Raw genomic sequence first — 19,960 nt, 5'->3', positions numbered from 1 at the left:
GTTCGCGGGCGGGCGACCTGGCGGGCACGGCCACGGGCGGCCCTGGTCCGGCCCTTTCCCGAATGTCACGCCAGGTCGGTGGGGCCGTTCAGGGAACGGAGCAGGGCGTGCTGGCGGCGGACCTGGTCTCGCCCTCGACCGGGCTCGCGGCGGCCCTCGTACTCGCTGGAGAGCCAGCCCTGCCAGCCGGCTGTGCGCAGGGTGGCGAGGATGTCGTGCCAGGGGATGTGCAGGTCGGTGAGCCGGTCGTCGATCTCGAAGAACTTGGCCTGGATGAAGTGCACGTGCGGCAGCACGTCGGCGAGGTCGGACATGGGGACGGCCAGTGGTTCCAGGAACGCGGGGCGCTTCTTGCCCTCGAAGCCCTCGTGGCCGTCGTCGACCGGAGCCGTCTGGAAGATGCCGGTGTCGATGAGCAGCTTGAAGTGGTCGCTGCCGGTCCGTTCGATGAAGTCGAGATACGCCTGGGTGACCGGGTGCTTGATCGGAGTGGGGCTGTGGATCTCGGGGCAGATGACGACGTCGAGGTCGGCCGCGAGGTCGAGGACCCGCTCCACGGCGGGCTGCCACAGGGGGTGCGGGTCGAGTTCGGGTGTGACGACGCCGAACTTGGGGCGGATCGAGGTGAAGCCGAGCAGCTTGGCCAGGCGCAGGTCGCGTTCGAGCTGCGCACGGCCCTCCTCGGCGGTGAGGTCGCGGTCACGCCACATGGCGGTGTCGACCCAGGAGCCGTAGTTCGTCGGCGTGAGCCCGTACCGGTCCAGGTTCCGGTGCCAGGTGTCGATCCAGTGCGGGTCGGGGTGCGGGTAGCCGGGGAGGTTGCCTTCGCCGAGGATCTCGATGCCGGTGGCTCCCAGGTCCGCGATGTCGGCCATGGCGTCCTGGAGCGTCATCGACGTGTACAGGTCGCCCGAGTAGCTGTAGAGCGAGACGCCGTAGTGCAGCCCGTGGGCGGCGCCGTCCTGGTCAGGCACGATCGTGGCCGTGGTGGCGGCGCGGAACACGGAGGGTCCGGCGACCTCGGGGATGTAGGGCCGGCGCAGATGGACCGCTACCTCGATCCGGTGGATGCCTGCCCTCAAGCCGCCCGGACGGTCGACGGTGAGCGTGGCGGGCTCGTCGAGCTGCCACCGCACGTCCGTGGAAGCGCGCAGTTCGTCGAGGGTGAACGTGCGGCCCTGAAGTGTCCAGCGCTGCGTCTGCCGCGGCAACGGGTGTCCGTCGACGATCACGTCGGCGCCGTCGACGAGGCTGCCGGCGATCCCTCGGTAGTTGGGGTTGCGCAGGAGGAGCTGGAAGCCCGTGACAGCGGTGCCGTCGGTGATGTTGCGGAATCCGCGCTGCTGGATGAGCGGGCGTTCGAGCATGGTCGTCCTTCGTGACTGGATGTTGTGGGGAGGGGGCGGCTGCGGGGTCAGTGCTCGCGGTCTTCCAGGCCGTACAGGGCCATGCAGGCCGCCTGCACCAGGCAGAGCGCGGCGGGGAGTGCGACGAAGGCCCACTCGATGGCCTGGGTCGCCTGCGCGGAGACATGGTCGGATCGGTATCCGCCCCAGGCCAGGGCCCAGGCGAAGAGGGAGCCGCCGAGGGCCGTTCCCACCTTGGTGGCGAAGCTGTAGCCGGCGTACAGCAGGCCCTCGTCGCGGCGGCCGGTGAGCGTTTCGTGGTGGTCGATCGTGTCCGACACCAGCGCCGGGGCCGCGACGAAGCCGAAACCGCCGATCAGGTTGGCGAACAGGAAGACGGCGAGGAACACCGTCGGCTGTCCGTCCAGGAAGAACAGGAGAACGTAGAGGGCCGCGGTGGCGGCGAGGCCGATGTTGATGCCGCGGCGCTTGCCGATGCGGCGCAGGAACCAGGGGGTGACGAGGGAACCGACCAGGGCCGACAGGGAGAACGCGAGCAGGATGTAACTGGTGGCCCACGCGTTGTCGAGGACCTCGCGGGCATAGAAGACGGCACCTGCGGTGACGATGCCCAGGCGGACGAATGCGATGAGGGACGCGGCGCTCACGCCCAGCCAGTGACGGTTGCCGCGCAGCGACGCCAGGGCGCGCCAGGTGGTGGCCTCACGGGCGACCGGTGCGGCGGGGCGTTCGCGGCACAGCAGGGCGACGGTCCAGTAGAGCAGTGTGCCGACCGCGCCGAGCACGAGGGCCGTACCGGTGAAGCCACGGGCCCGGTCGGCGCCGCCCAGGGCACCGACGAGCGGCATCACCGCGAGGGAGACGGCGATCAGCCCCAGCGAGGCGCCGACGAAGCGGTAGCCGCTCATCTTCAGGCGAGTGTCGGCGTCGTCGGTGAGCATGGGCAGCATCGCGCCGTAGGGGACGTTGACGAGCGAGTGGCTGATGCCGACGACGACGAAGGTGGCCGCCGCCCACACCGTCGCCGTGGTACCGCTGCCGGGCGAGGAGAAGGCCAGGGCGAAGGCGATGCCGAGGACGGGTGCGGCGAAGATCAGGTAGGGGCGGGCGCGGCCGAAGCGGCTGCGGGTGCGGTCGACGGCCAGGCCGACCACCGGGTCGATGACCGCGTCCGCGACCCGGCCGACCAGCAGGATGGTGCCGGCGGTGGCGGCGGCCAGGCCGGCGACGTCCGTGTAGTAGTACAGCAGGAACGCCGTCAGCGTGGTCCAGGTGAGGTTGGACGCCAGGTCGCCGAGGCCGTAACCGAACTGTGCGGCCTTGGAGGGCGGGGACGGCCGAGCGGGGGATGCGGTGGTCACAGCAGTGGCAGGGGAGGGCACGGCACTCATCGTCGAGTCCCTTCGGGAGGCAGAGGGCACGCCGCCACGACACACGCAGGGTGGGGGACTGTGGGCGGCTGCCGGGGACCGCGGCGGAGCTCGTCCGGAGTCCGCTCGCTGCCCACGGAACTTATGCACGCCATCTACATAAGTCAATGGTTCATCGGTATCCATATGTCCGACACAGACAGTGCCGATGGCGGACCGCCCCGCCGCCCGCGGCAGCCGCCGCCTCAGAGCCCGCCGACGAGGCGGGCGGGTTCCACCGCGGAGGGAGCGCCTCCCGGCGCCCACGTGGCGAGCGCGTCCGCGGACAGCAGGGCCTCGACGGCAAGGTGCGCCCCGCCCACGACCCCCGCCGTGTCACCGGCCTGCGACGCCCGGACGGTCAGGTCCGCCGCGGCCAGCGGAAGGGCCCGGCTGCGCACCGTGTGGTCGACGACACGGAGGAAGGTGTCCCCGCCGGTGACCGCGCCGCCGCCGAAGACCAGGTAGTCCGGGTTGAAGAAGTTCACGAGCGCCGCCATCAGGCTGCCGATGCGCTCCGCGGCCCGCGCCACGGCGGTCAGGCACCAGGCGTCCCCCGCCACGACGCCGCGGCCGATATCGGCCGGAGTGATCTCACCCGTGGCGTGATGGATGTCGGCCAGGAAACGACTGCGGCCCTCGTGCACGGCGCTCACCGCGTCCCGGGCCAGCGCCCAGCCGCCCGCGAGCGCCTCGAGGCAGCCTGTGCGACCGCACCGGCACATCACGGAGTTGTCCTCCAGGACCCGGGCGTGCCCTATGTCGCCCGCGGCGCCCTTGCTGCCGCGGTGGACGCTGCCCCGGGTGACCAGGCCGGCGCCGATGCCGGTGCCGGCCTTCACGAAGATCAGGTGCTGGTCGTCGTCCAGGCCGGTGCTCCTGGCCTCGCCGAGGGCGAGCAGATTGGCGTCGTTGTCGACCCAGACCGGCACCCCGTGCCGGTCCTGCAACCGGCCGCGGATGTCGAACCCGTCCCAGCCGGGCATGATCGGCGGCTGCGACGGCCGGCCGGTGGCGAACTCCACGGGGCCGGGAACGCCGATCACCACGGCCCACAGCCGTCCCGGGTCCCGCTCCTTGAGCAGGTCGGCGAACTGCTCGTCGAGGAAGCCGAGGGTCTCCTCGGGGCCTCGGGCCACGGGCCATTCCAGGTGGCGGTGCTCCAGCACGACGGCGTCGAGGTCCGTGACGGCCACGTCGAGCGCGGCGGCGCCGAGGACGGCGGACAGCACGAGCCCTTCCTCGGCCCTGAAGCGCAGCCGCCTGGGCGCCCGGCCACCGCTCGAGGGGCCGGTGTCGGCGTCCTCGAGCAGCCCGAGATCCATCGCCTCCTCCACCCGCTGGGAGATGACGGTGCGCCCCAGGAGCGCGGTCGCGCCGAGTTCCGGTCGGGTGCGCGCCCGATTGCGGCGCACCAGGCGCACGACGGTGGAGAGAGCCTCGTACTGATCGATGGCGGTGGGCGGTCGACGTGACATGCCGCCATCCTTTCGCACTTACGCGGCAGGCGAGCACACCCTTGACGACTTTTGCATGTCACGTGCAATAGTGTCTCGCAGTGTTCGTACCGGAGAAGCGGGAGGCTGCCATGACGCAGCAGATACAGGCCGCGATCGTGGGCACGGGTTTCATGGGATCCGTCCACGCCCGCGCCGTGACAGCGGCGAGCGGCCGCGTACGCCTGGTCGCCGCTAGCTCGCCAGGACGCGCCCGGGAGCTGGCCGGGACCATCCCCGGCGCCGAACCCGCCGGATTCGAGGAGGTGCTGGCCTCCGACGTGGACGTCGTCCACATCTGCACGCCCAACCACCTGCACTACGACATGGCCCGGCAGGCGCTGGAGGCCGGCAAGCATGTGATCTGCGAGAAGCCCCTGGCCCTCTCCGTGAAAGAGGCAGCCGAGCTGGCCGACCTCGCCGCGAGCACAGGTCGCGTGGCCACCGTGCCCTTCGTCTACCGCTTCTACGCATCGGTGCGGCTCGCGCGCTCGCTGATCGCCGCCGCCGACCGCGGGCCGTGGCTGCTGCACGGCTCCTACCTCCAGGACTGGCTCGCCTCGCCCGACGCCGACAACTGGCGGGTCGATGCCGCCCAGGGCGGTGGAAGCCGGGCCTTCGGCGACATCGGCATCCACTGGTGCGACCTGATGGAGTTCGTCACCGAGCAGCGCATCACGGCGGTCCAAGCCACGCTCGGCACCGCCCACCCCGTGCGCGCCGGACGCCCGTCGGCCACCGAGGACGGCGGCGTGATCTCCTTCCGCACCGACGGCGGGGCCCTGGGATCCCTGGTGATCAGCCAGGCCAGCGCCGTACGCAAGAACCGGCTGTGGTTCTCCTTCGACGGCCCCGACGCCAGCTACGTCTTCGACCAGGAAAGTCCCGAAAGCCTCTGGGTCGGCGGCCCGGACACCAACCGCGCCCTGACACGCGACCCCGCCCGCGTTGGAGGCCGGCCGGACGCCCTGCCCGCCGGACACCCCCAGGGCTACCACGAGTGCTTCGCCGACTTCGTCGCCGACACCTACGCCGCCGTCCGGGGTGAAGCCCCCGACGGCCTGCCCACCTTCGACGCCGGGCTGCGTGCCACCAGGCTCACCCAGGCCGTACTCGACTCGGCCGCCGCCAACGCCACCTGGACGGAGATCCACCCATGAAGCTCGGCATGCTCACCGCCTGCCTGCCCACCTGGCCGCTGAAGCGCATCGCCGACTGGGCCGCGAAGACCGGCTACGAGCGACTTGAGGTCGCAGTCTGGCCCGGCACCGGCGGCCGCGCCTTCGAAGCCTCACACATAGACGTCACCCACTTCGACACCCGCGAACGCGAGCACGTGCAGCGGTTGTTGCAGGAGACCGGGCTCGACATCTCGGCACTGGCGTACTACGAGAACAACCTCCACCCCGACACCGAACGACGCGAACAGATCCGGGCCCACCTCAAGCACGCGATCGACACGGCACAAGCGCTCGGCGTACCGCATGTGGGGACCTTCATCGGCCGTGACCCGGCCCGCAGCGTGCCCGAGAACCAGCGTGAGGCCGAGCGCGTCCTGCCCGAACTCATCGAGTACGCAGGCGAGCGCGGCGTGAAACTGCTCATCGAGAACTGCGTGATGGAGGGCTGGCACCCCGACGGCCACCCGGGCAACATCGCCTACTCGCCCGAGCTGTGGGAGTGGATGTTCTCCCTCGGCCTGTACCTCAACTGGGACCCCTCCCACCTGATGTGGCTCGGCATCGACCCGCTGACCACCATCACCCCGTACGTCGACCGGATCGTGCACGCCCAGGCCAAGGACATCGAGCTGGACCCGGTCGCCCGCAACCGCTACGGGGTCTTCGGCACGACCGCCAAGAACGGCGACCCGTGGGCCACCGGCTGGTGGCGCTACCGGGTCCCCGGCCGCGGCCAGGTCGACTGGACCCGCGTCGTCGACCGCCTCTACGAGGCCGGCTTCACCGGCACCCTCTCCGTCGAGCACGAGGACCCGCTGTGGGGCGGCACCCCGGAGAAGGTCTGCCAGGGCCTGGCCATCGCCCATCACACCCTGCGCCCCCTCGTCGTCGCCTGATTCCCCATCCCGGAGCACTCCATGTCCCTCCCCTCGGCCACCGCCTACGACCTCGTCGTCGTCGGCAGCGGCCCCACCGGCAGCGCCTACGTCCGCGAGGTGTACGAACAGCACCCCACCGCGACGATCCTCCTGCTCGACGCCGGCCCGCGCCTGACCGATCCGCCCGGCACCCACGTCAAGAACATCCCCGACCCGGACGACCGCTCACGCGCCCAGCGGGACTCCGAGGGCCCCGGCCCGGCCGGCCGCCCCGGCACCCGGCTGCTCGGCTCACCCCAGCTGCCCGCCGCCGCCCTGTCCACCAACGTCGGCGGTATGGGCGCACACTGGACCGGCGCCTGCCCCCGCCCCGGTGACGGCGAACGCATCGGCTTCATCCCCGACGCCGAAATGGACGTCCACCTCACCCGCGCCGAAGAGCTCCTGCACGTCACCGCCCACGCCTTCGACCGAGCGCCCTTCGCGGACGAGGTACGCCGCCGGCTGTCCGCGCTCCTCGACCCCGGCCGGCCCGCCCACCGGCGCGTGGCCCCCATGCCCTTGGCCGTCACCACCCGCTCCGACGGCGCCCATACCTGGAGCGGCACCGACGTCGTCCTGGGTGGGTCGGCAGCGGACGAGCGCGTCGAGATCACCGACCGGTGCCTGGGCCTGCGCGTCGTCCTGGACGGGGAGACCACCACCGGAGTCGTCGTGCGCGACCTCGTCACCGGCGAGGAGAGGTCCATCGCCGCGCGGGCGGTCGTCGTGGCAGCGGATGCCCTGCGCACGCCGCAACTGCTGCACGCCTCCGGCATACGCCCGCCCGCCCTGGGCCGCTACCTGAACGACCAGCCGCAGATCGTCTACGCCGTCCGACTGCCTGACGACGTAGTCGCCGCCCACCGCGCCGTCACCGGCCGCACCCGTGACGAAGACGGCGCCATCATCCCCCAGAGCGGTGTCAGTTGGGTGCCGTACTCCGACGCCCACCCCTTCCACGGCCAGGTGATGCAACTCGACGCCTCCCCCGTCCCGCTCGCCGACGACACCGACGTCGAGCCCGGTACCGTCGTCGGCCTGGGCTGGTTCTGCGCCAAGGACATCTCCTCCGACGACCGAGTCGAGTTCACCGACAGCGAGTCCGACGCCTACGGGCTGCCCGCCCCGCGCATCCACTATCGCTACAGCGACCGTGACCTGGACACGATCGAGCAGGCCAAGAAGGCCGTCACCGCCGCGGGGGCCACCATCGGCATCCCCCTCGACGACAGCCCCGTCCTCCTGCCCGCGGGCAGCTCACTGCACTACCAGGGCACCACCCGCATGGGCCCCGTCGACGACGGCACCAGCGTCTGCGACAGTCACAGCCGTGTCTGGAGCACCCGCGGGCTGTGGGTCGCCGGCAACAACGTCATCCCCACCGCCACCGCCTGCAACCCCACACTGACCTCAGTCGCCCTCGCCGTCCGGGGCGCCCGCGCACTCCTGGACCACCTGAACACGACGGCCGAGCGGAGCACGCCGACCGCACAGGCAGGCGTCGCCGTCGTCTGAGACGTTCCCCACCGAGCAGGAGCGCAAAGCACGGCCCTGTGGCCGGAATTGGGGTCCAGCCACAGAGCCGGAGGGGTCAGCCGTCCTCACGGCAATCGGTGATGTCATGGAAGGCACGGTCACCGGGCTGGTGTCCAGCGCACCCGTTGTGCCGCGCGGGGGCCGTCCTCCGTGCAGCCGTTCACGGTTTCCTCCGTGCCGTCCTGGCCAGGTGTCGGGGTTCTGTCGGTCTCCAGCGGTGATCGCCGTCGGGACGTGGTGCCCTGTCGGTGCCGTCCTTTACGCTCCGCTCTTGATCAAGCAGTTCGGATGGGGAGGGGGTGAGAATGGGCGGAAACGCATGGAGCCACACGGGCCCGTATCAGCGTGATCCGGCGGCCGCGTTCCGGCAGGCCCAGGAGAACGAGTTGGCGCGGGACAACCGCGGTTTCGAGGGCCGGTCCGTCGAGGAACTGTGGCGCGACCCGGAGTGGGAGGAGTACATCTACACCGGCGGCACGGGCACCGTGCTGGACTTCTCTCTCATGATCGAGGCCTGGGACAGCCACGACGGTCCGTTCATGCGACCGCTGACGGAGGATGAGGTGCGTGCGTGGGCTCCTGACGGCCGGCCGACGTACGAGGAGTGGGATGCCGCCATCGATGGGGAGCGGTTGGACTTCCCGGGCCGTGCTCAGGGGAACTGCACGGTGCTTTACCGCGACGGCAGGCCTGCGCTTATCGGCTACTGGGGGGTGACCGCCGACTAGGGGAGCCGGTCGACACTTTGCTCCAGTCGCCGGGTACTTCTCCGGCTGATCGGCGTGCAGCTCCGCCGCGACGCCCTGAAGGCCCTCCGTCGGCCAGCACGGTTGCCGGCCGCACGAGAAGCACGTCAGCGGTGGCCCAACACGTTGACCACCCGGCCGTTGGGGTCACGGACGAAGAACCGCCGTACTCCCCACTCCTCGTCCTGCAACGGGTGGACGATCTCCACGTCGCGCTCCTGCATGACTGCGTAGGCCGCATCCACATCGTCCACCTCGACGCTCATATCGGGCGTGACCGGTGCGGTCTTGTCGCTGGACATGACGCTGATCTGCGCTGCCGGGTTGGACGGGGAGGCGAGCGTCATGATCCAGCCGTGGTTCATGACCTCCTCGAAACCCAGCAGGCCGTAGAACTCCCGGCTTTCCTGTGCGGCCTCGGACTGAATGTTGGGCACGACGCGGCGAACAGTCATCGACGACTCCGAATTGGACGGGGCTTTGGGGCTCACAGGAGTACTACTACGGCGCACCGGACCTCGCCCGCACTTTCAAGACACGCCCCTCGGTGTGCTGTCCGGAGAGGTTGGTGACGCGGCTGGCTGATGGTTGGCCGCGATGCCGGTGTGGGGTCGGTGGTAGGCCCGTTTCTCGAGCAGGGTGCGGTGGAAGCGGTCGACCTTGCCGTTGGTCTGGGGCCGCCGGGGCCCCGCGGGCAGGGCGGAGATCACGCGGGCGCCTTGGGTCAGGCCCCGCACGCCGAGGCGTGCGGTAGGGAGCTGGCAGACGGGGACGGGCAGTTCGGGGTCAGGCGTCGGCGGGCCGCGTTTCGGTCGGTGAGGGCGGCGTGCTCGCCTCCGCAGCAGCCGCCAGCAGCGGAACCCGGACGGGAGTTGGCCGGCCGACCGCCTCGCCGACAAAAGACCGACATGACCGCGATGGCAAGCCGGCAGGTCCGTCAACGTCGCGCCGGTACCTGCCCATGCCCCGGCGCCATCCGGACCGCAGCCGCAGAACCCGATCTCGACGCGAAGATCGAAGCGCACCCAGCCGGTCAGCGCTGCGCCGCCGGTACAGTCCGGGCATGCATCCCATCACGCGTTCCGGCGCACGTCTTCGTCTGCGGGAACTCACCATCACCGATGTGGAAGCACTGGTCGCCCTATACGGCAGCCCCGCAGCCACCGAGCACCTCTCGCTCGAACCGCGAAACCGCGAGCAGGTCGAACAGGTCGTGGCCTGGTCCGTCGCACAGGCCACGGTGACGCCTCGTACGGAATACGCGCTCGCGGTCATCCAGTCCGAGACGGCTGAGCTGATCGGGTCCGGCCGCTTGGCGCTTGATCCGCACCAGCAGCGCGGAGCCACCATGGGTTTCGCGCTGCGCCCGGACGTATGGGGGCGGGGCTACGGTGTGGAGACGGTGCGGTTGCTGCTGAGTGTCGGCTTCAACGACTTGCGATTGCATCGCATTTGGGGTGCCCGTTCTCCCCTCAACCAGGCTTCCGCCAAGACCATGAGCGCCGCCGGAATGGTGGAAGAGGGAACGATTCGCGAGCACGTGCTCAAGGCGGGGGAGTGGAGGGACTCCATCGTGCACGCGATCCTCGACCGGGAGTTCTTCCGTAGCCCTTGAACCCACCCACTCAAAAGCCCGCCTCGTGGCTGGCCCTGCGAATGAAGGGCCGGCCACGAGGCCGGCTCCAGCGACGCAGTGAGGGGGGTGACCGGGTAGGTCAGCCGGGCGATGCGAGAGAGGAGCCTGGCTGCGGCTGCCCGCCTGGCGAACTCGGAGTGCTCGCACTTGCGTGCACGGCGGCGCGCGCTACGCCAGCGTTGTCTGGCACTCCTCGCACCGCCGTACCGCTTGCCGCGAGACCTTCAACGGCACCGCCCGACCGGAGCACGAAGCCGACCTGGCGCTGATCATCGGCCTGAACGGCTTCACCCAGCCGGCCGTGGACTTCGCTCAGCGCCACGCGCTCACCCTCGTCGGCCGCCACGAGTGGCACGAGACGCGGGGATGGCCCGGCTCCGCGTGGGTTCTCGACGATCCGTCGTGGTCCGCCGCGGAGCACCCGGAAGGCTCTGGAGCCATCCCCATGGGTGCGGGGAGCGCGCGTCGGCCAGGTTGCCGGCGAGGACGTCGGCGGGATCACCTCCGCGGGTGCGGGGATGATCCCCGTGACCACAGCATCCGGGACCCCCTGACGACGGCCGGGTCGACCCGCCCCGGCGAACCGACCCGGCCGTCGTCAGGGGGCGGCAGGCTCTCTACGGCTGCGGACCGCTCTTCGCCGCCGTGACCGTGCACATCAGCCCCAGGATCAGGGCCAGGGCGCCGATGATGATGTTGTTGACCGCGACTCCGGCGTCCGGGCTGTCGCCGACGACCCATGGGGCGATGATCATCCAGATGCCCAGCGCGCACATGGCCCAGCTCAGGCCGTACATGCGCGCGGGGGCCGCGGTGAAGCCGAGGGCCAGCAGACCGATCGCGATCCCGACGATCAGGTTGTGCGTCATGAGCGCGGGCTGGCTGGCGGTGTAGTGGAGAATCCACGGGGACACGGCGCAGTACAGACCGAGCAGGAACACGGGTCCGTCCACGAGCGCCACATCACGACCACCGAGCATGCGGGCGTACCGCGCCTGCATCTCGGGAACATCGGGGTGCGTCGACATGTCACCTCTGGTGGGCGAGACGTTGGCCATGATTCGTCTCCTTCGACTTCCGGGCCCGACCGCTGGGGAGCGGTGTGCGGTAAGCGCCGCGCCTCTCCATTCTGCTCTTATTAGTTCTTTATGTGTAGAGGTCACACCTCTTGTTCCGTTATGCGATCTCTCGTCCCGCGGGTGAAGAATCCCGGGCCTCCGCGCCAATCCGCGTCCGCCGCGGCTTCGGATCACCCGTGACGGGCCCGGACCGGGGCCCGGCGGGAGGAGCGGACGATGGTGCGGACGACAGCGGCGACCGGCGGCGAGCCGAGCGGGGGAGAGGGAGCCGGGTCCGACGGGCGACGGCGGACGGCGGTCGTGGGCAGCGGGGTGGCCGGGCTGACCGCCGCTCACGTGCTGCGCCGCGCGGACCACCGGGTCACCCTCTACGAGGCCGACGACCGGCTCGGCGGACACGCCCACACCCACGACCTCACCGCGCCCGACGGCCGGACCCACCGTGTCGACTCCGGGTTCATCGTGCACAACCGCCGTACCTATCCCCACCTGCTGCGACTCTTCGACGAACTCGGCGTCTCCACCCAGGAGTCGGAGATGAGCATGTCCGTACGGTGCGACGGCTGCGGGCTCGAGTACGCCGGTGCCCGCGGCCCGGCCGGCCTGCTGGCCCGGCCGCGCAACGCCGTGCGCCTGCCCTACCTGCGGATGCTCACCGAGGTCCCCGCCTTCCACCGCGCGGCCCGCCGACTGCTCTCCCACGGGGCCGAAGACACCTTCACCCTGGGGGAGTTCCTCGACCGCGAGGGCTACTCCGCCTATTTCCGCACCCACTTCATGACGCCGGTCGTCGCGGCGGTCTGGTCCTGCGACGCCGCCACCGCCCAGCGCTACCCGGCCGCCTACCTGTTCCGGTTCCTCGAGCACCACGGGATGCTCGGCATCGGCGGCTCCCCGGTGTGGCGCACGGTCACCGGCGGCTCGCGCACGTACGTCGAGCGGGTCGCCGCCGCGCTCGACACCGTCCGCACCGGCACCCCCGTACGGGCCGTGCGGCGCACCCCGGACGGCGCCGAGATCACCGCCGGCGACGGCGTGACCGAGGCCTACGACGCCGTGGTGATCGCCGTCCACCCCGACCAGGCGCTGCGGCTGCTCGCCGACGCCACCCCGCGGGAGAAGGAACTGCTCGGGGCGTTCCGGTACGCGCGCAACGCCACGCTCCTGCACACCGACACCACGGTCCTCCCGCGCGCCCGCCGCGCCCGCGCCTCCTGGAACTACCTGATGCCGTCCTGCGCCGCGGGCGCCGACCACGTCCGGGTCAGCTACGACATGAACCGCCTCCAGCGCCTCGACGCGGCCGAGCCGTACGTGGTCACGCTGGGCGGGACCGACCGTGTCGACCCCGGCCGCGTCCTCGCCCGCATGACCTACGAACACCCCGTCTACACCCCGGAGTCGGTCGCCGCGCAGCGGGAACTGCCCACCTTGAACACCGCCGTCACCGCGTTCGCGGGCGCCTACCACGGCTGGGGGTTCCACGAGGACGGCTGCCGTTCCGGCGTGGCCGCGGCGGCCGCGCTGGGGGTGCGGTGGTGACCTCCCGGAGCGCGCGGACCGGGCGGAACATCCCGGCACCCGCCCTCTACCCCTGCACGGTCACCCACGTGCGCACCTCACCGGTCCGCCACACGCTGCGCCACCGCACCCACCTCTGGCTGGTCGACGTCGACCGCCTGCCCGAACTCCCGCGCCCCCTGCGGGTACTGGCCCGCTTCGACGCGCGCGACCACTTCGGCGGCGACGAGCCCGGCATCCGGGCCGGCCTGGACGCCGTCCTGGCGGCGCACGGTGTCGACCTGGCGGGCGGCCCGGTGCTCATGCTCGCCCAGGCCCGCATGTTCGGACACGTCTTCAACCCGCTCACCCTCTACTGGTGCCACGGCCCCGACGGCGAGCCGCGCTGCGTGGTCGCCGAGGTCCACAACACCTACGGCGAGCGCCACTGCTATGTGCTCGACACCGACGTCGAGGGCCGGGCGGGTACCGACAAGGAGTTCTACGTCTCGCCCTTCTTCCCCGTCGACGGCCGCTACCGCATGCGGCTGCCCCGGCCGGACGAGCGGCTCGACCTCACCGTGCATCTCGACCGCGCGGGCGGGCGCCCCTTCACCGCAACCGTCCGGGGCGCGCGACGGGAAGCGACCACCGGGCAACTGCTGCGCCTGGCGCTGCGCCGCCCCTGGTCCACCGTCGCCGTGTCCGCCGCCATCCGACTGCACGGCATCCGGCTGTACCTGCGCGGCCTGCCCGTGCGACCCCGTCCCGACCACCGCACCGGAGAGAACACCCCATGACGTACGTCGAGCCCCGCCCCGCCACCGCGCGGCGGGGCGACCGCCACGGCGCTCCGCACCCGGACGCCGCACACCGGCCCGGCGTGGCCGCACCGCCCACCGCCGCCCGTCTGCGGACCGCCGTGGCCGGCGCCGTCGTCCGCCGGGCACTGGACCGCCTGCCGCTGCTGGCGCGCTACGCGGACGGCACCGCCGTGGGCCGGGGCGGGCCCCTGCTGGAGATCAGGGACCCGCGCGCCTTCCACGCCCGGATCGGCGCCCACGGCCTGATCGGCTTCGGCGAGTCGTACATGGCCGGCGAGTGGGACGCGCCCGACCTGGTCGCCCCGCTCACCGTGCTCGCCGCCCACGCGGCCGACCTGATCCCCGCCCCGCTCCAGCGGCTGCGCGGCCGCTGGGCACAGCGGCAGCCGCACCACCGCCGCAACACCCCGGACAACGCCCGCGCCAACATCAGCCGCCACTACGACCTGTCCAACGACCTCTTCGCGCTGTTCCTCGACGACACGCTCACCTATTCCTCGGCGATCTTCCGCGGCTTCCCCGCCCACCGGGATCTGCTCGCCGCCGCCCAGCACCGCAAGATCGACCGGCTGCTCGACCTCGCCCGCGTCGGGCACGGCACCCGGCTGCTGGAGATCGGCACCGGCTGGGGCGAGCTCGCGTTGCGGGCCGCGGCGCGCGGCGCCCAGGTCACCTCGCTCACCCTCTCCGGCGAACAGCGCGACCTCGCCCTGGCCCGGGTCCGCGACGCCGGGCTCGCCGACCGGGTCACGGTCGAACTGTGCGACTACCGCGAGGCACGCGGCCGTTACGACGCCGTCGTGAGCGTCGAGATGATCGAGGCCGTCGGCGAGGAGTTCTGGCCGGTCTACTTCCGCACCCTCGACGACCGGCTGCGCCCCGGCGGCCGGGCCGCGCTCCAGGCCATCACCATGCCCCACGAGCGGATGCTGGCCAGCCGGGACACCCACACCTGGATCCAGAAGTACATCTTCCCCGGCGGTCTGCTGCCCTCCGTCGAGGCCGTCGAGCGCACCGTCCGCGACCACACCCGGCTGACCGTCACGCGTCGCGACGGCTTCGGCGCGCACTACGCCGAGACGCTGCGGCTGTGGCGCGAGCGGTTCACCGAGCGCGCCGACGACGTCGCCGCCCTCGGTTTCGACGCCACCTTCCGCCGGATGTGGACCCTCTACCTCGCCTACTCCGAGGCCGGTTTCCGCTCCGGCTACCTCGACGTGCAGCAGTACCTGTTCACCAAGGAGGATCCGACCCGATGACCGATGTGCGCACCGTCCGCACCGCGCGGCCCGGCACCGCCCACCGGCTCGCCGCCCTCGTCGAGGAAGCGCTCGGCATGTCCCTGCCCGTCCGGCTGCGCGCCTGGGACGGCAGCGAGGCCGGCCCGGCCGACGGCCCCCTCGTGGTCGTACGCTCCCGCCGAGCCCTGCGCCGTCTGCTCTGGGAACCCGGTGAACTCGGCCTCGCGCAGGCCTACGTGACCGGCGAACTCGACGTCGAGGGCGATCTCGCGCACGCGCTGCGCACCCTCTGGGCGGCCGCCAGGGAGCGGGGCGCGCACCTTCCGCGCCCCACCCTCGCCGACCGGACCCGTGCCGCGGCCGAGGCCCTGCGGCTCGGCGCCGTCGGGCCGCGCCCGGCCCCGCCCGCCGCCCAGGCCCGGCTGCGCGGCGGTCTGCACAGCCGGGCCCGGGACCGGGCCGCGATCAGTCACCACTACGACCTGTCCAACGACTTCTACCGGCTCCTGCTCGACGAGTCGATGGCCTACTCGTGCGGCTACTGGGCGGACGACGACCCGGACCGCACTCCCGCCGAGGCCCAGTACGCCAAGCTGGAGCTGGTCTGCCGCAAGCTCGCCGTCGTGCCCGGCGCGCGGCTGCTCGACATCGGCTGCGGCTGGGGCTCGCTCACCCTGTACGCCGCCGAGCGCCACAAGGCACTGGTCACCGCCGTCACCCTGGCACACGAACAGGCCGCGTACGTACGGCGCGAGGTGCGCGAACGGGGCCTGGAACACCGGGTCGAGGTGGTGTGCCAGGACTATCGGGACATCGACGGCGGGGCCTACGACGCCGTCGCCACCATCGAGATGGGTGAACACGTCGGGGACGCGGAGTACCCCGCCTTCGCCGCCGCGCTGCGCCGGCTGGTCCGCCCGCGCGGCCGGGTGCTCGTGCAGCAGATGTCGCGCGGGCGAAACGCCCCCGGCGGCGGCCCCTTCATCGAGGCGTACATCGCTCCCGACATGCACATGCGGCCGCTCGGCGAGACCGTCACGCTCCTGGAGGGGGCCGGGCTCGAGGTGCGCTCCACCGAGTCGCTGCGCGAGCACTACGTGCGCACCGTCGCCGCCTGGCACCGGACGCTGGAGGACCGCTGGGCCGACGTGGTGCGGCTCGTCGGCGAGGAGACCGCCCGGGTGTGGCGGCTCTATCTGGTCGGCGGGGCGCTCGCCTTCGAGGAGGGCCGGATGGGCGTCGACCAGATCCTCTGCGTACGGCCGACCCCGCTCGGGGACAGCGGGATGCCCGCAAGCCCCGAGCACTGGTACGCGGGGCCGGAGCAGTCATGAGCGGCTTCCCCTGGGGCGCGTTCGCGCTCAACCTCGCCTGGGCCGCCGCGGCCGTGTCCGTCGTCCTGCTCGCCACCTTCGCCCTGGCGGTGCGCAAGGGCGTGCACCGGCTCGTGGACGTCGCCTGGGGCATCGCCTTCACCGCCGTGGCCCTCGTGACGTACGGGGCCTCCGCGGGAGACGGCGACACCGGGCGCCGCGTCCTGGTGACGGTCCTGACGGCCGTCTGGGGACTGCGGCTGGCCGCGCACATCGCCCGCCGCGGCCGAGGCCACGGAGAGGATCCCCGCTATGACGCGATGCTGGCGAAGGCTCCCGGCAGCCGGAACCTGTACGCGCTGCGCATGGTGTACCTGCTTCAGGGGGCCCTGGTGTGGCTGGTGTCGCTGCCGGTCCAGGCCGCGCAGTACGTGCCGGCGCCGATGACGGCGGTCGCCTGGGCCGGTACCGCGCTGTGGGCGGTGGGGCTGTTCTTCGAGGCGGTGGGCGACGCCCAGCTGGCGCGGTTCAAGGCGGACCCGGCCCACCGGGGCCGGGTCATGGACCGCGGCCTGTGGCGCTACACCCGGCACCCCAACTACTTCGGGGACTTCTGCGTCTGGTGGGGGCTGTTCCTCATCGCGTGCGACTCCGCGGCCTCGGCCCTGGTCGGCGTCGTCTCGCCACTAGTGATGAGCTTCCTGCTGATCAAGGGCAGCGGAAAGCCGCTCCTGGAACGGCACCTGGCCGAGCGCCCCGGATACGCCGAGTACGTCTCCCGCACGAGCGGCTTCTTCCCACGACCGCCCCACGACTGACCCGCCCGACATCCCCGGATCCGCGGTCCCCCGGAACGCGGATCCGGGGGACCGGCCGGGCCCGCCGCACAGCCGAACCAGGCGGGCAGGCAGACCAAGCCGGATCGGGCGGGCCCGCCGGACAGCAGGGCCGGGCGGACGGGCGGACCAAGGCCTAGCCGGACAGCCGGACTGCCGGACTGCCGGATTGCCGGACCCAGCGGACAGGTGGGCCAAGACCCGGAGGGCAGCCGAACCAGTCGGGCCAGGCGCGCGCAGAATGCCGATCAGCGAGACCAGCCGGACCTGCCGGGCACGCAGATGACGGCGGATCAGGTGGACCAACCAGGCGGCCGGCCGGATCAGGCGGGCCGGGCGGACGGGCGGACCAAGGCCTAGCCGGACAGCCGGACTGCCGGACTGCCGGATTGCCGGACCCAGCGGACAGGTGGGCCAAGACCCGGAGGGCAGCCGAACCAGTCGGGCCAGGCGCGCGCAGAATGCCGATCAACGAGACCAGCCGGACCTGCCGGGCACGCAGATGACGGCGGATCAGGTGGACCAACCAGGCGGCCGGCCGGATCGGGCGGGCTCCCCGGGCACCCGGACCTGCCGGGATCAGGTCGGCAGGGGGACCGAGGCCGTCAGTCGCATCAGGCGGGCCCGCCGGGCAGCCGTACCCGCCGGGCAGGCAGATCTCGGCGGGCCGGGCCGTCCGGCCGGGGCAGGTGGGTCTGCCGGATCACGTGGGGAACGGCAGGAGGGCGACCGGCTGTGAGGTGGGCTGCTTCGAGCCGCCCGTCGGTTCCACCGTGATGCCCACCGCGGACGCCTCGTCCACCGGCCCCCGCAGGACCACCGCCTGACTCGTACGACCCGGGTCCATCAGTCCCGCGTCGCGCATGACGCCGTCCTCGTCGAACCACAGCTGGTATACCTTGCCGCCGGGTGGTTCGGCCATGCCGGTGGCCAGGAACACGGCCCGGTCGCGGCTCTCCGAGACGACCACCGTCCCCTCGGCGCCGTCCGCCAGCCGGACCGTGCGCGAGCGGGCGTCGGGCGCCCCGAGCACGGCGGACAGCTCCGCCGACGCGCGCTGCGAGCGGCCGGCCTCGGCCCGGGCGTCCTCGGCACGCTGGTACTGCCAGACCGTCGTGCCGCCCAGCGCCGCGGTCGCCGCGAGACAGGCGGCCAGGACCCATCGGGACGCCCACCACGCCCTGCGCACCCTGCGTTCCGAACGGTCCCAGGGAGCGCGGGCCGGGGCGGCCTGCCGGACCTCGGCGATCCGCCGCAGCACCTGGTCCCGGCCGCCGGGCGCCGGTCGCAGCGACACCGCGAGCCCCAGCCGGGCGGCCGTCGCGGTGAACTCCGCGACCTCCCGGGCGCAGGCCTCGCAGTCCGCGAGATGGCGTTCGAAGGCGGCGCGCTCGTCGTCCTCCAGAGCGTGCAGGGCGTACGCGCCCGACAGCGTGTGCAGATCCGAGGTGATCACGCGGTCACCCCCAGGCAGTCGCGCAGCCGGATCAGTCCGTCGCGGAGCCGGGTCTTCACCGTGCCCAGCGGCACCGTCAGCGCCTCGGAGACCTGACGGTAGGTCAGCCCCCGGTAGTAGGCGAGCTCCACGGCCTGCCGCTGGAGCTCGGTCAGGGTGCGCAGGCAGCGCCGCACCTGCTCCCGTTCGAGCCGGGCCTCCACCTGTTCGGTGACCTCGTCGTACTCGGGCGCGTGGTCGAGCAGGGCGGCCCGGTGCTCGCGCGCCGTCGCGGCCTGCACCGAACGGACCCGGTCGACCGCCCGCTGGTGCGCCATGGTCAGCACCCAGTTGACGGCCGAGCCGCGCTCCGGACGGTACCGGGGAGCCGAACGCCACACCTCCACCAGCACCTCCTGGGCCACCTCCTCCGACTGCGCCCGGTCGCGCAGCACCGCGCGCACCACGCCCAGCACCGGTCCCGCGACGATGTCGTAGAGACCGGCGAAGGCCTCCTGGTCGCCCAGGGCCACGGCGCCCAGCAGTTCCTGGGGGTCCGGCTGGGAGGCGGGATTACGGCCGATGTGGACGGCTTCTTTCACGGGGGATCCTTCGGGAGTGCGGCAGGTCCGGACGTAATCCGGTGCCCGGGGGGCGGTGGATTGGTCCGCGTCCGCATTTCCCCGACGAGGTCGACGCAGCGGTTGTGCGTCGAATTCACGTCCGCCCGGGGAACGCGCGTGCGGACCGTGGCGTCTCAGTCGTGCGGGACGGGCTCCAGGCGGCCGCGCAGCCGCAGCATGCCGCGCCGGGCGTGGCTCTTGACCGTGCCCAGCGGCCAGCCCGTGCGCTCGGCGATCTGGGTCTGTGTCAGGTCCTCGTAGAAGGTCAGCCGCAGCACCTGCCGCTGGGGTGCCGGGAGCCGGGCGAGCTCGCCGCGCACCAGCACGCGGTCGAGGACCTCCTCGGGCCGGCCGCGGCCCGGATCGCGCAGCGTCAGCCAGGAGCCGGCCGAGGCGACGAGTTCCTGCCTGCGGGTCCGGGCGGCCAGCGCGTCGGCGATCTTGCGCCGGGTGATGCCCACGATCCAGCCACCGAGCGCGCCGCGCTCGGGCCGGTAGCCCGCCCGACCGCTCCACACCCCGAGGAACACCTGCTGGGTCACGTCCTCGGCCTCCTTGGCGTCGCCCAGGGAACGCCAGGCGAGTGAGTGCACCAGGGGGCGCCAGCGGTGGTACACGGCGGCGAGGGAGGCCTCGTCCCCCGACATCAGGCCGCGGGCGAGTTCCGCGTCGGCGAGCGACTCCGGCGTCGGGGCGGGGCAGGGTACGGGGGTCGGCTGCGGGGTCATGACGACGGCTCCTCGCGTCGGGCGGCCTGCGTTCAGGCCGGTCCGGGGCGTTCTCGGGGGCGTGCCCCGATGGCCTCATCGTGCGAGCCG

Annotated in this window: 18 protein-coding genes and 1 pseudogene; 10 read left to right on the top strand and 9 right to left on the bottom strand. The window is 72.3% G+C overall.

Annotated features, from left to right (window positions below; genetic code table 11):
• Nucleotides 1-65 precede the first annotated feature (65 nt).
• From AOQ37_RS20495 to AOQ37_RS20485, 3 genes are all read right to left on the bottom strand, one after another.
• Nucleotides 66-1,367 carry a C-glycoside deglycosidase beta subunit domain-containing protein gene (locus AOQ37_RS20495; RefSeq protein ID WP_062646011.1) on the bottom strand — a complete coding sequence of 434 codons (1,302 nt, stop codon included), beginning with the start codon at nt 1,365-1,367 and terminating at the stop codon, nt 66-68.
• 47 nt (nt 1,368-1,414) lie between these two features.
• Complete coding sequence (locus tag AOQ37_RS20490; protein WP_062646010.1) at nt 1,415-2,728, bottom strand: MFS transporter; 1,314 nt, start codon at nt 2,726-2,728, stop codon at nt 1,415-1,417.
• A 254-nt stretch (nt 2,729-2,982) separates the two neighbouring features.
• The gene (locus tag AOQ37_RS20485; RefSeq protein ID WP_062646009.1) at nt 2,983-4,254 is read right to left on the bottom strand and encodes an ROK family protein; all 1,272 of its coding nucleotides are present in this window, start codon (nt 4,252-4,254) and stop codon (nt 2,983-2,985) included.
• Between the two features lie 110 nt (nt 4,255-4,364).
• Between AOQ37_RS20485 and AOQ37_RS20480 the strand changes: the two genes are divergently transcribed.
• The 4 genes from AOQ37_RS20480 to AOQ37_RS20465 all read left to right on the top strand — a co-directional run bounded on the left by AOQ37_RS20480 (nt 4,365) and on the right by AOQ37_RS20465 (nt 8,637).
• Nucleotides 4,365-5,432 (top strand): Gfo/Idh/MocA family protein, encoded by a 1,068-nt coding sequence (locus AOQ37_RS20480; RefSeq protein WP_062646008.1) that lies wholly within the window; start codon nt 4,365-4,367, stop codon nt 5,430-5,432.
• Nucleotides 5,429-6,349, top strand: coding sequence for a sugar phosphate isomerase/epimerase family protein (locus AOQ37_RS20475; RefSeq protein WP_062646007.1), 921 nt, complete (start codon nt 5,429-5,431; stop codon nt 6,347-6,349). The genes AOQ37_RS20480 and AOQ37_RS20475 overlap by 4 nt, the downstream gene beginning before the upstream one ends.
• A 21-nt stretch (nt 6,350-6,370) precedes the next feature.
• On the top strand, nt 6,371-7,888 hold the full coding sequence (locus AOQ37_RS20470) for a GMC oxidoreductase (protein ID WP_062646006.1): 1,518 nt from the start codon (nt 6,371-6,373) through the stop codon (nt 7,886-7,888).
• Between the two features lie 326 nt (nt 7,889-8,214).
• On the top strand, nt 8,215-8,637 hold the full coding sequence (locus AOQ37_RS20465; protein ID WP_062646005.1) for a hypothetical protein: 423 nt from the start codon (nt 8,215-8,217) through the stop codon (nt 8,635-8,637).
• 125 nt (nt 8,638-8,762) lie between these two features.
• Here AOQ37_RS20465 and AOQ37_RS20460 read toward each other — a convergent pair whose 3' ends face one another.
• Nucleotides 8,763-9,110, bottom strand: coding sequence for a VOC family protein (locus AOQ37_RS20460; protein ID WP_062646004.1), 348 nt, complete (start codon nt 9,108-9,110; stop codon nt 8,763-8,765).
• A gap of 46 nt (nt 9,111-9,156) precedes the next feature.
• Nucleotides 9,157-9,341: pseudogene (locus tag AOQ37_RS40885) on the bottom strand (hypothetical protein); the annotation flags it as partial.
• 377 nt (nt 9,342-9,718) lie between these two features.
• Between AOQ37_RS40885 and AOQ37_RS20455 the strand changes: the two are divergent.
• Nucleotides 9,719-10,270 (top strand): GNAT family N-acetyltransferase, encoded by a 552-nt coding sequence (locus AOQ37_RS20455; protein ID WP_062646003.1) that lies wholly within the window; start codon nt 9,719-9,721, stop codon nt 10,268-10,270.
• A 638-nt stretch (nt 10,271-10,908) separates the two neighbouring features.
• Here AOQ37_RS20455 and AOQ37_RS20450 read toward each other — a convergent pair.
• Nucleotides 10,909-11,349 (bottom strand): SPW repeat protein, encoded by a 441-nt coding sequence (locus tag AOQ37_RS20450; RefSeq protein ID WP_062646002.1) that lies wholly within the window; start codon nt 11,347-11,349, stop codon nt 10,909-10,911.
• Nucleotides 11,350-11,586: 237 nt separating this feature from the next.
• Between AOQ37_RS20450 and AOQ37_RS20445 the strand changes: the two genes are divergently transcribed.
• The 5 genes from AOQ37_RS20445 to AOQ37_RS20425 are packed head-to-tail and all read left to right on the top strand — an operon-like array spanning nt 11,587 to nt 17,066.
• The gene (locus AOQ37_RS20445) at nt 11,587-12,912 is read left to right on the top strand and encodes an NAD(P)/FAD-dependent oxidoreductase (protein ID WP_374701522.1); all 1,326 of its coding nucleotides are present in this window, start codon (nt 11,587-11,589) and stop codon (nt 12,910-12,912) included.
• The gene (locus AOQ37_RS20440) at nt 12,906-13,670 is read left to right on the top strand and encodes a DUF1365 domain-containing protein (RefSeq protein WP_374701521.1); all 765 of its coding nucleotides are present in this window, start codon (nt 12,906-12,908) and stop codon (nt 13,668-13,670) included. The genes AOQ37_RS20445 and AOQ37_RS20440 overlap by 7 nt, the downstream gene beginning before the upstream one ends.
• On the top strand, nt 13,667-14,953 hold the full coding sequence (locus tag AOQ37_RS20435) for a class I SAM-dependent methyltransferase (protein ID WP_062646001.1): 1,287 nt from the start codon (nt 13,667-13,669) through the stop codon (nt 14,951-14,953). The genes AOQ37_RS20440 and AOQ37_RS20435 overlap by 4 nt, the downstream gene beginning before the upstream one ends.
• Complete coding sequence (locus tag AOQ37_RS20430; protein ID WP_062646000.1) at nt 14,950-16,269, top strand: SAM-dependent methyltransferase; 1,320 nt, start codon at nt 14,950-14,952, stop codon at nt 16,267-16,269. Before AOQ37_RS20435 ends, AOQ37_RS20430 begins: the two co-directional genes overlap by 4 nt.
• Complete coding sequence (locus AOQ37_RS20425; protein ID WP_062645999.1) at nt 16,266-17,066, top strand: DUF1295 domain-containing protein; 801 nt, start codon at nt 16,266-16,268, stop codon at nt 17,064-17,066. The genes AOQ37_RS20430 and AOQ37_RS20425 overlap by 4 nt, the downstream gene beginning before the upstream one ends.
• Before the next feature lie 721 nt (nt 17,067-17,787).
• Here AOQ37_RS20425 and AOQ37_RS20420 read toward each other — a convergent pair.
• The 3 genes from AOQ37_RS20420 to AOQ37_RS20410 form a co-directional block, all read right to left on the bottom strand.
• Nucleotides 17,788-18,540, bottom strand: coding sequence for an anti-sigma factor (locus AOQ37_RS20420; RefSeq protein WP_062645998.1), 753 nt, complete (start codon nt 18,538-18,540; stop codon nt 17,788-17,790).
• Nucleotides 18,537-19,121, bottom strand: a complete 585-nt coding sequence (locus tag AOQ37_RS20415; RefSeq protein WP_062645997.1) for a sigma-70 family RNA polymerase sigma factor — start codon at nt 19,119-19,121, stop codon at nt 18,537-18,539. Before AOQ37_RS20415 ends, AOQ37_RS20420 begins: the two co-directional genes overlap by 4 nt.
• Nucleotides 19,122-19,276: 155 nt before the next feature.
• The gene (locus tag AOQ37_RS20410; protein ID WP_062645996.1) at nt 19,277-19,870 is read right to left on the bottom strand and encodes a sigma-70 family RNA polymerase sigma factor; all 594 of its coding nucleotides are present in this window, start codon (nt 19,868-19,870) and stop codon (nt 19,277-19,279) included.
• Between the last annotated feature and the right edge of the window lie 90 nt (nt 19,871-19,960).

The sequence above is a fragment of the Streptomyces maremycinicus genome, assembly GCF_001184025.1.
In the GTDB taxonomy this organism is placed as follows: Bacteria; Actinomycetota; Actinomycetes; order Streptomycetales; family Streptomycetaceae; genus Streptomyces; species Streptomyces maremycinicus.
This window is presented reverse-complemented; position numbering and strand designations above follow the sequence as displayed.

Excerpts from the sequence above, each read along its gene's own strand:
- AOQ37_RS20450 (WP_062646002.1), bottom strand. The coding sequence starts at position 11,349 with ATGGCCAACGTCTCGCCCACCAGAGGTGACATGTCGACGCACCCCGAT.
- AOQ37_RS20460 (WP_062646004.1), bottom strand. The coding sequence starts at position 9,110 with ATGACTGTTCGCCGCGTCGTGCCCAACATTCAGTCCGAGGCCGCACAG.
- AOQ37_RS20470 (WP_062646006.1), top strand. The coding sequence starts at position 6,371 with ATGTCCCTCCCCTCGGCCACCGCCTACGACCTCGTCGTCGTCGGCAGC.
- AOQ37_RS20485 (WP_062646009.1), bottom strand. The coding sequence starts at position 4,254 with ATGTCACGTCGACCGCCCACCGCCATCGATCAGTACGAGGCTCTCTCC.
- AOQ37_RS20480 (WP_062646008.1), top strand. The coding sequence starts at position 4,365 with ATGACGCAGCAGATACAGGCCGCGATCGTGGGCACGGGTTTCATGGGA.
- AOQ37_RS20445 (WP_374701522.1), top strand. The coding sequence starts at position 11,587 with ATGGTGCGGACGACAGCGGCGACCGGCGGCGAGCCGAGCGGGGGAGAG.
- AOQ37_RS20465 (WP_062646005.1), top strand. The coding sequence starts at position 8,215 with ATGGGCGGAAACGCATGGAGCCACACGGGCCCGTATCAGCGTGATCCG.
- AOQ37_RS20425 (WP_062645999.1), top strand. The coding sequence starts at position 16,266 with ATGAGCGGCTTCCCCTGGGGCGCGTTCGCGCTCAACCTCGCCTGGGCC.
- AOQ37_RS20455 (WP_062646003.1), top strand. The coding sequence starts at position 9,719 with ATGCATCCCATCACGCGTTCCGGCGCACGTCTTCGTCTGCGGGAACTC.
- AOQ37_RS20410 (WP_062645996.1), bottom strand. The coding sequence starts at position 19,870 with ATGACCCCGCAGCCGACCCCCGTACCCTGCCCCGCCCCGACGCCGGAG.
- AOQ37_RS20430 (WP_062646000.1), top strand. The coding sequence starts at position 14,950 with ATGACCGATGTGCGCACCGTCCGCACCGCGCGGCCCGGCACCGCCCAC.
- AOQ37_RS20495 (WP_062646011.1), bottom strand. The coding sequence starts at position 1,367 with ATGCTCGAACGCCCGCTCATCCAGCAGCGCGGATTCCGCAACATCACC.
- AOQ37_RS20435 (WP_062646001.1), top strand. The coding sequence starts at position 13,667 with ATGACGTACGTCGAGCCCCGCCCCGCCACCGCGCGGCGGGGCGACCGC.
- AOQ37_RS20475 (WP_062646007.1), top strand. The coding sequence starts at position 5,429 with ATGAAGCTCGGCATGCTCACCGCCTGCCTGCCCACCTGGCCGCTGAAG.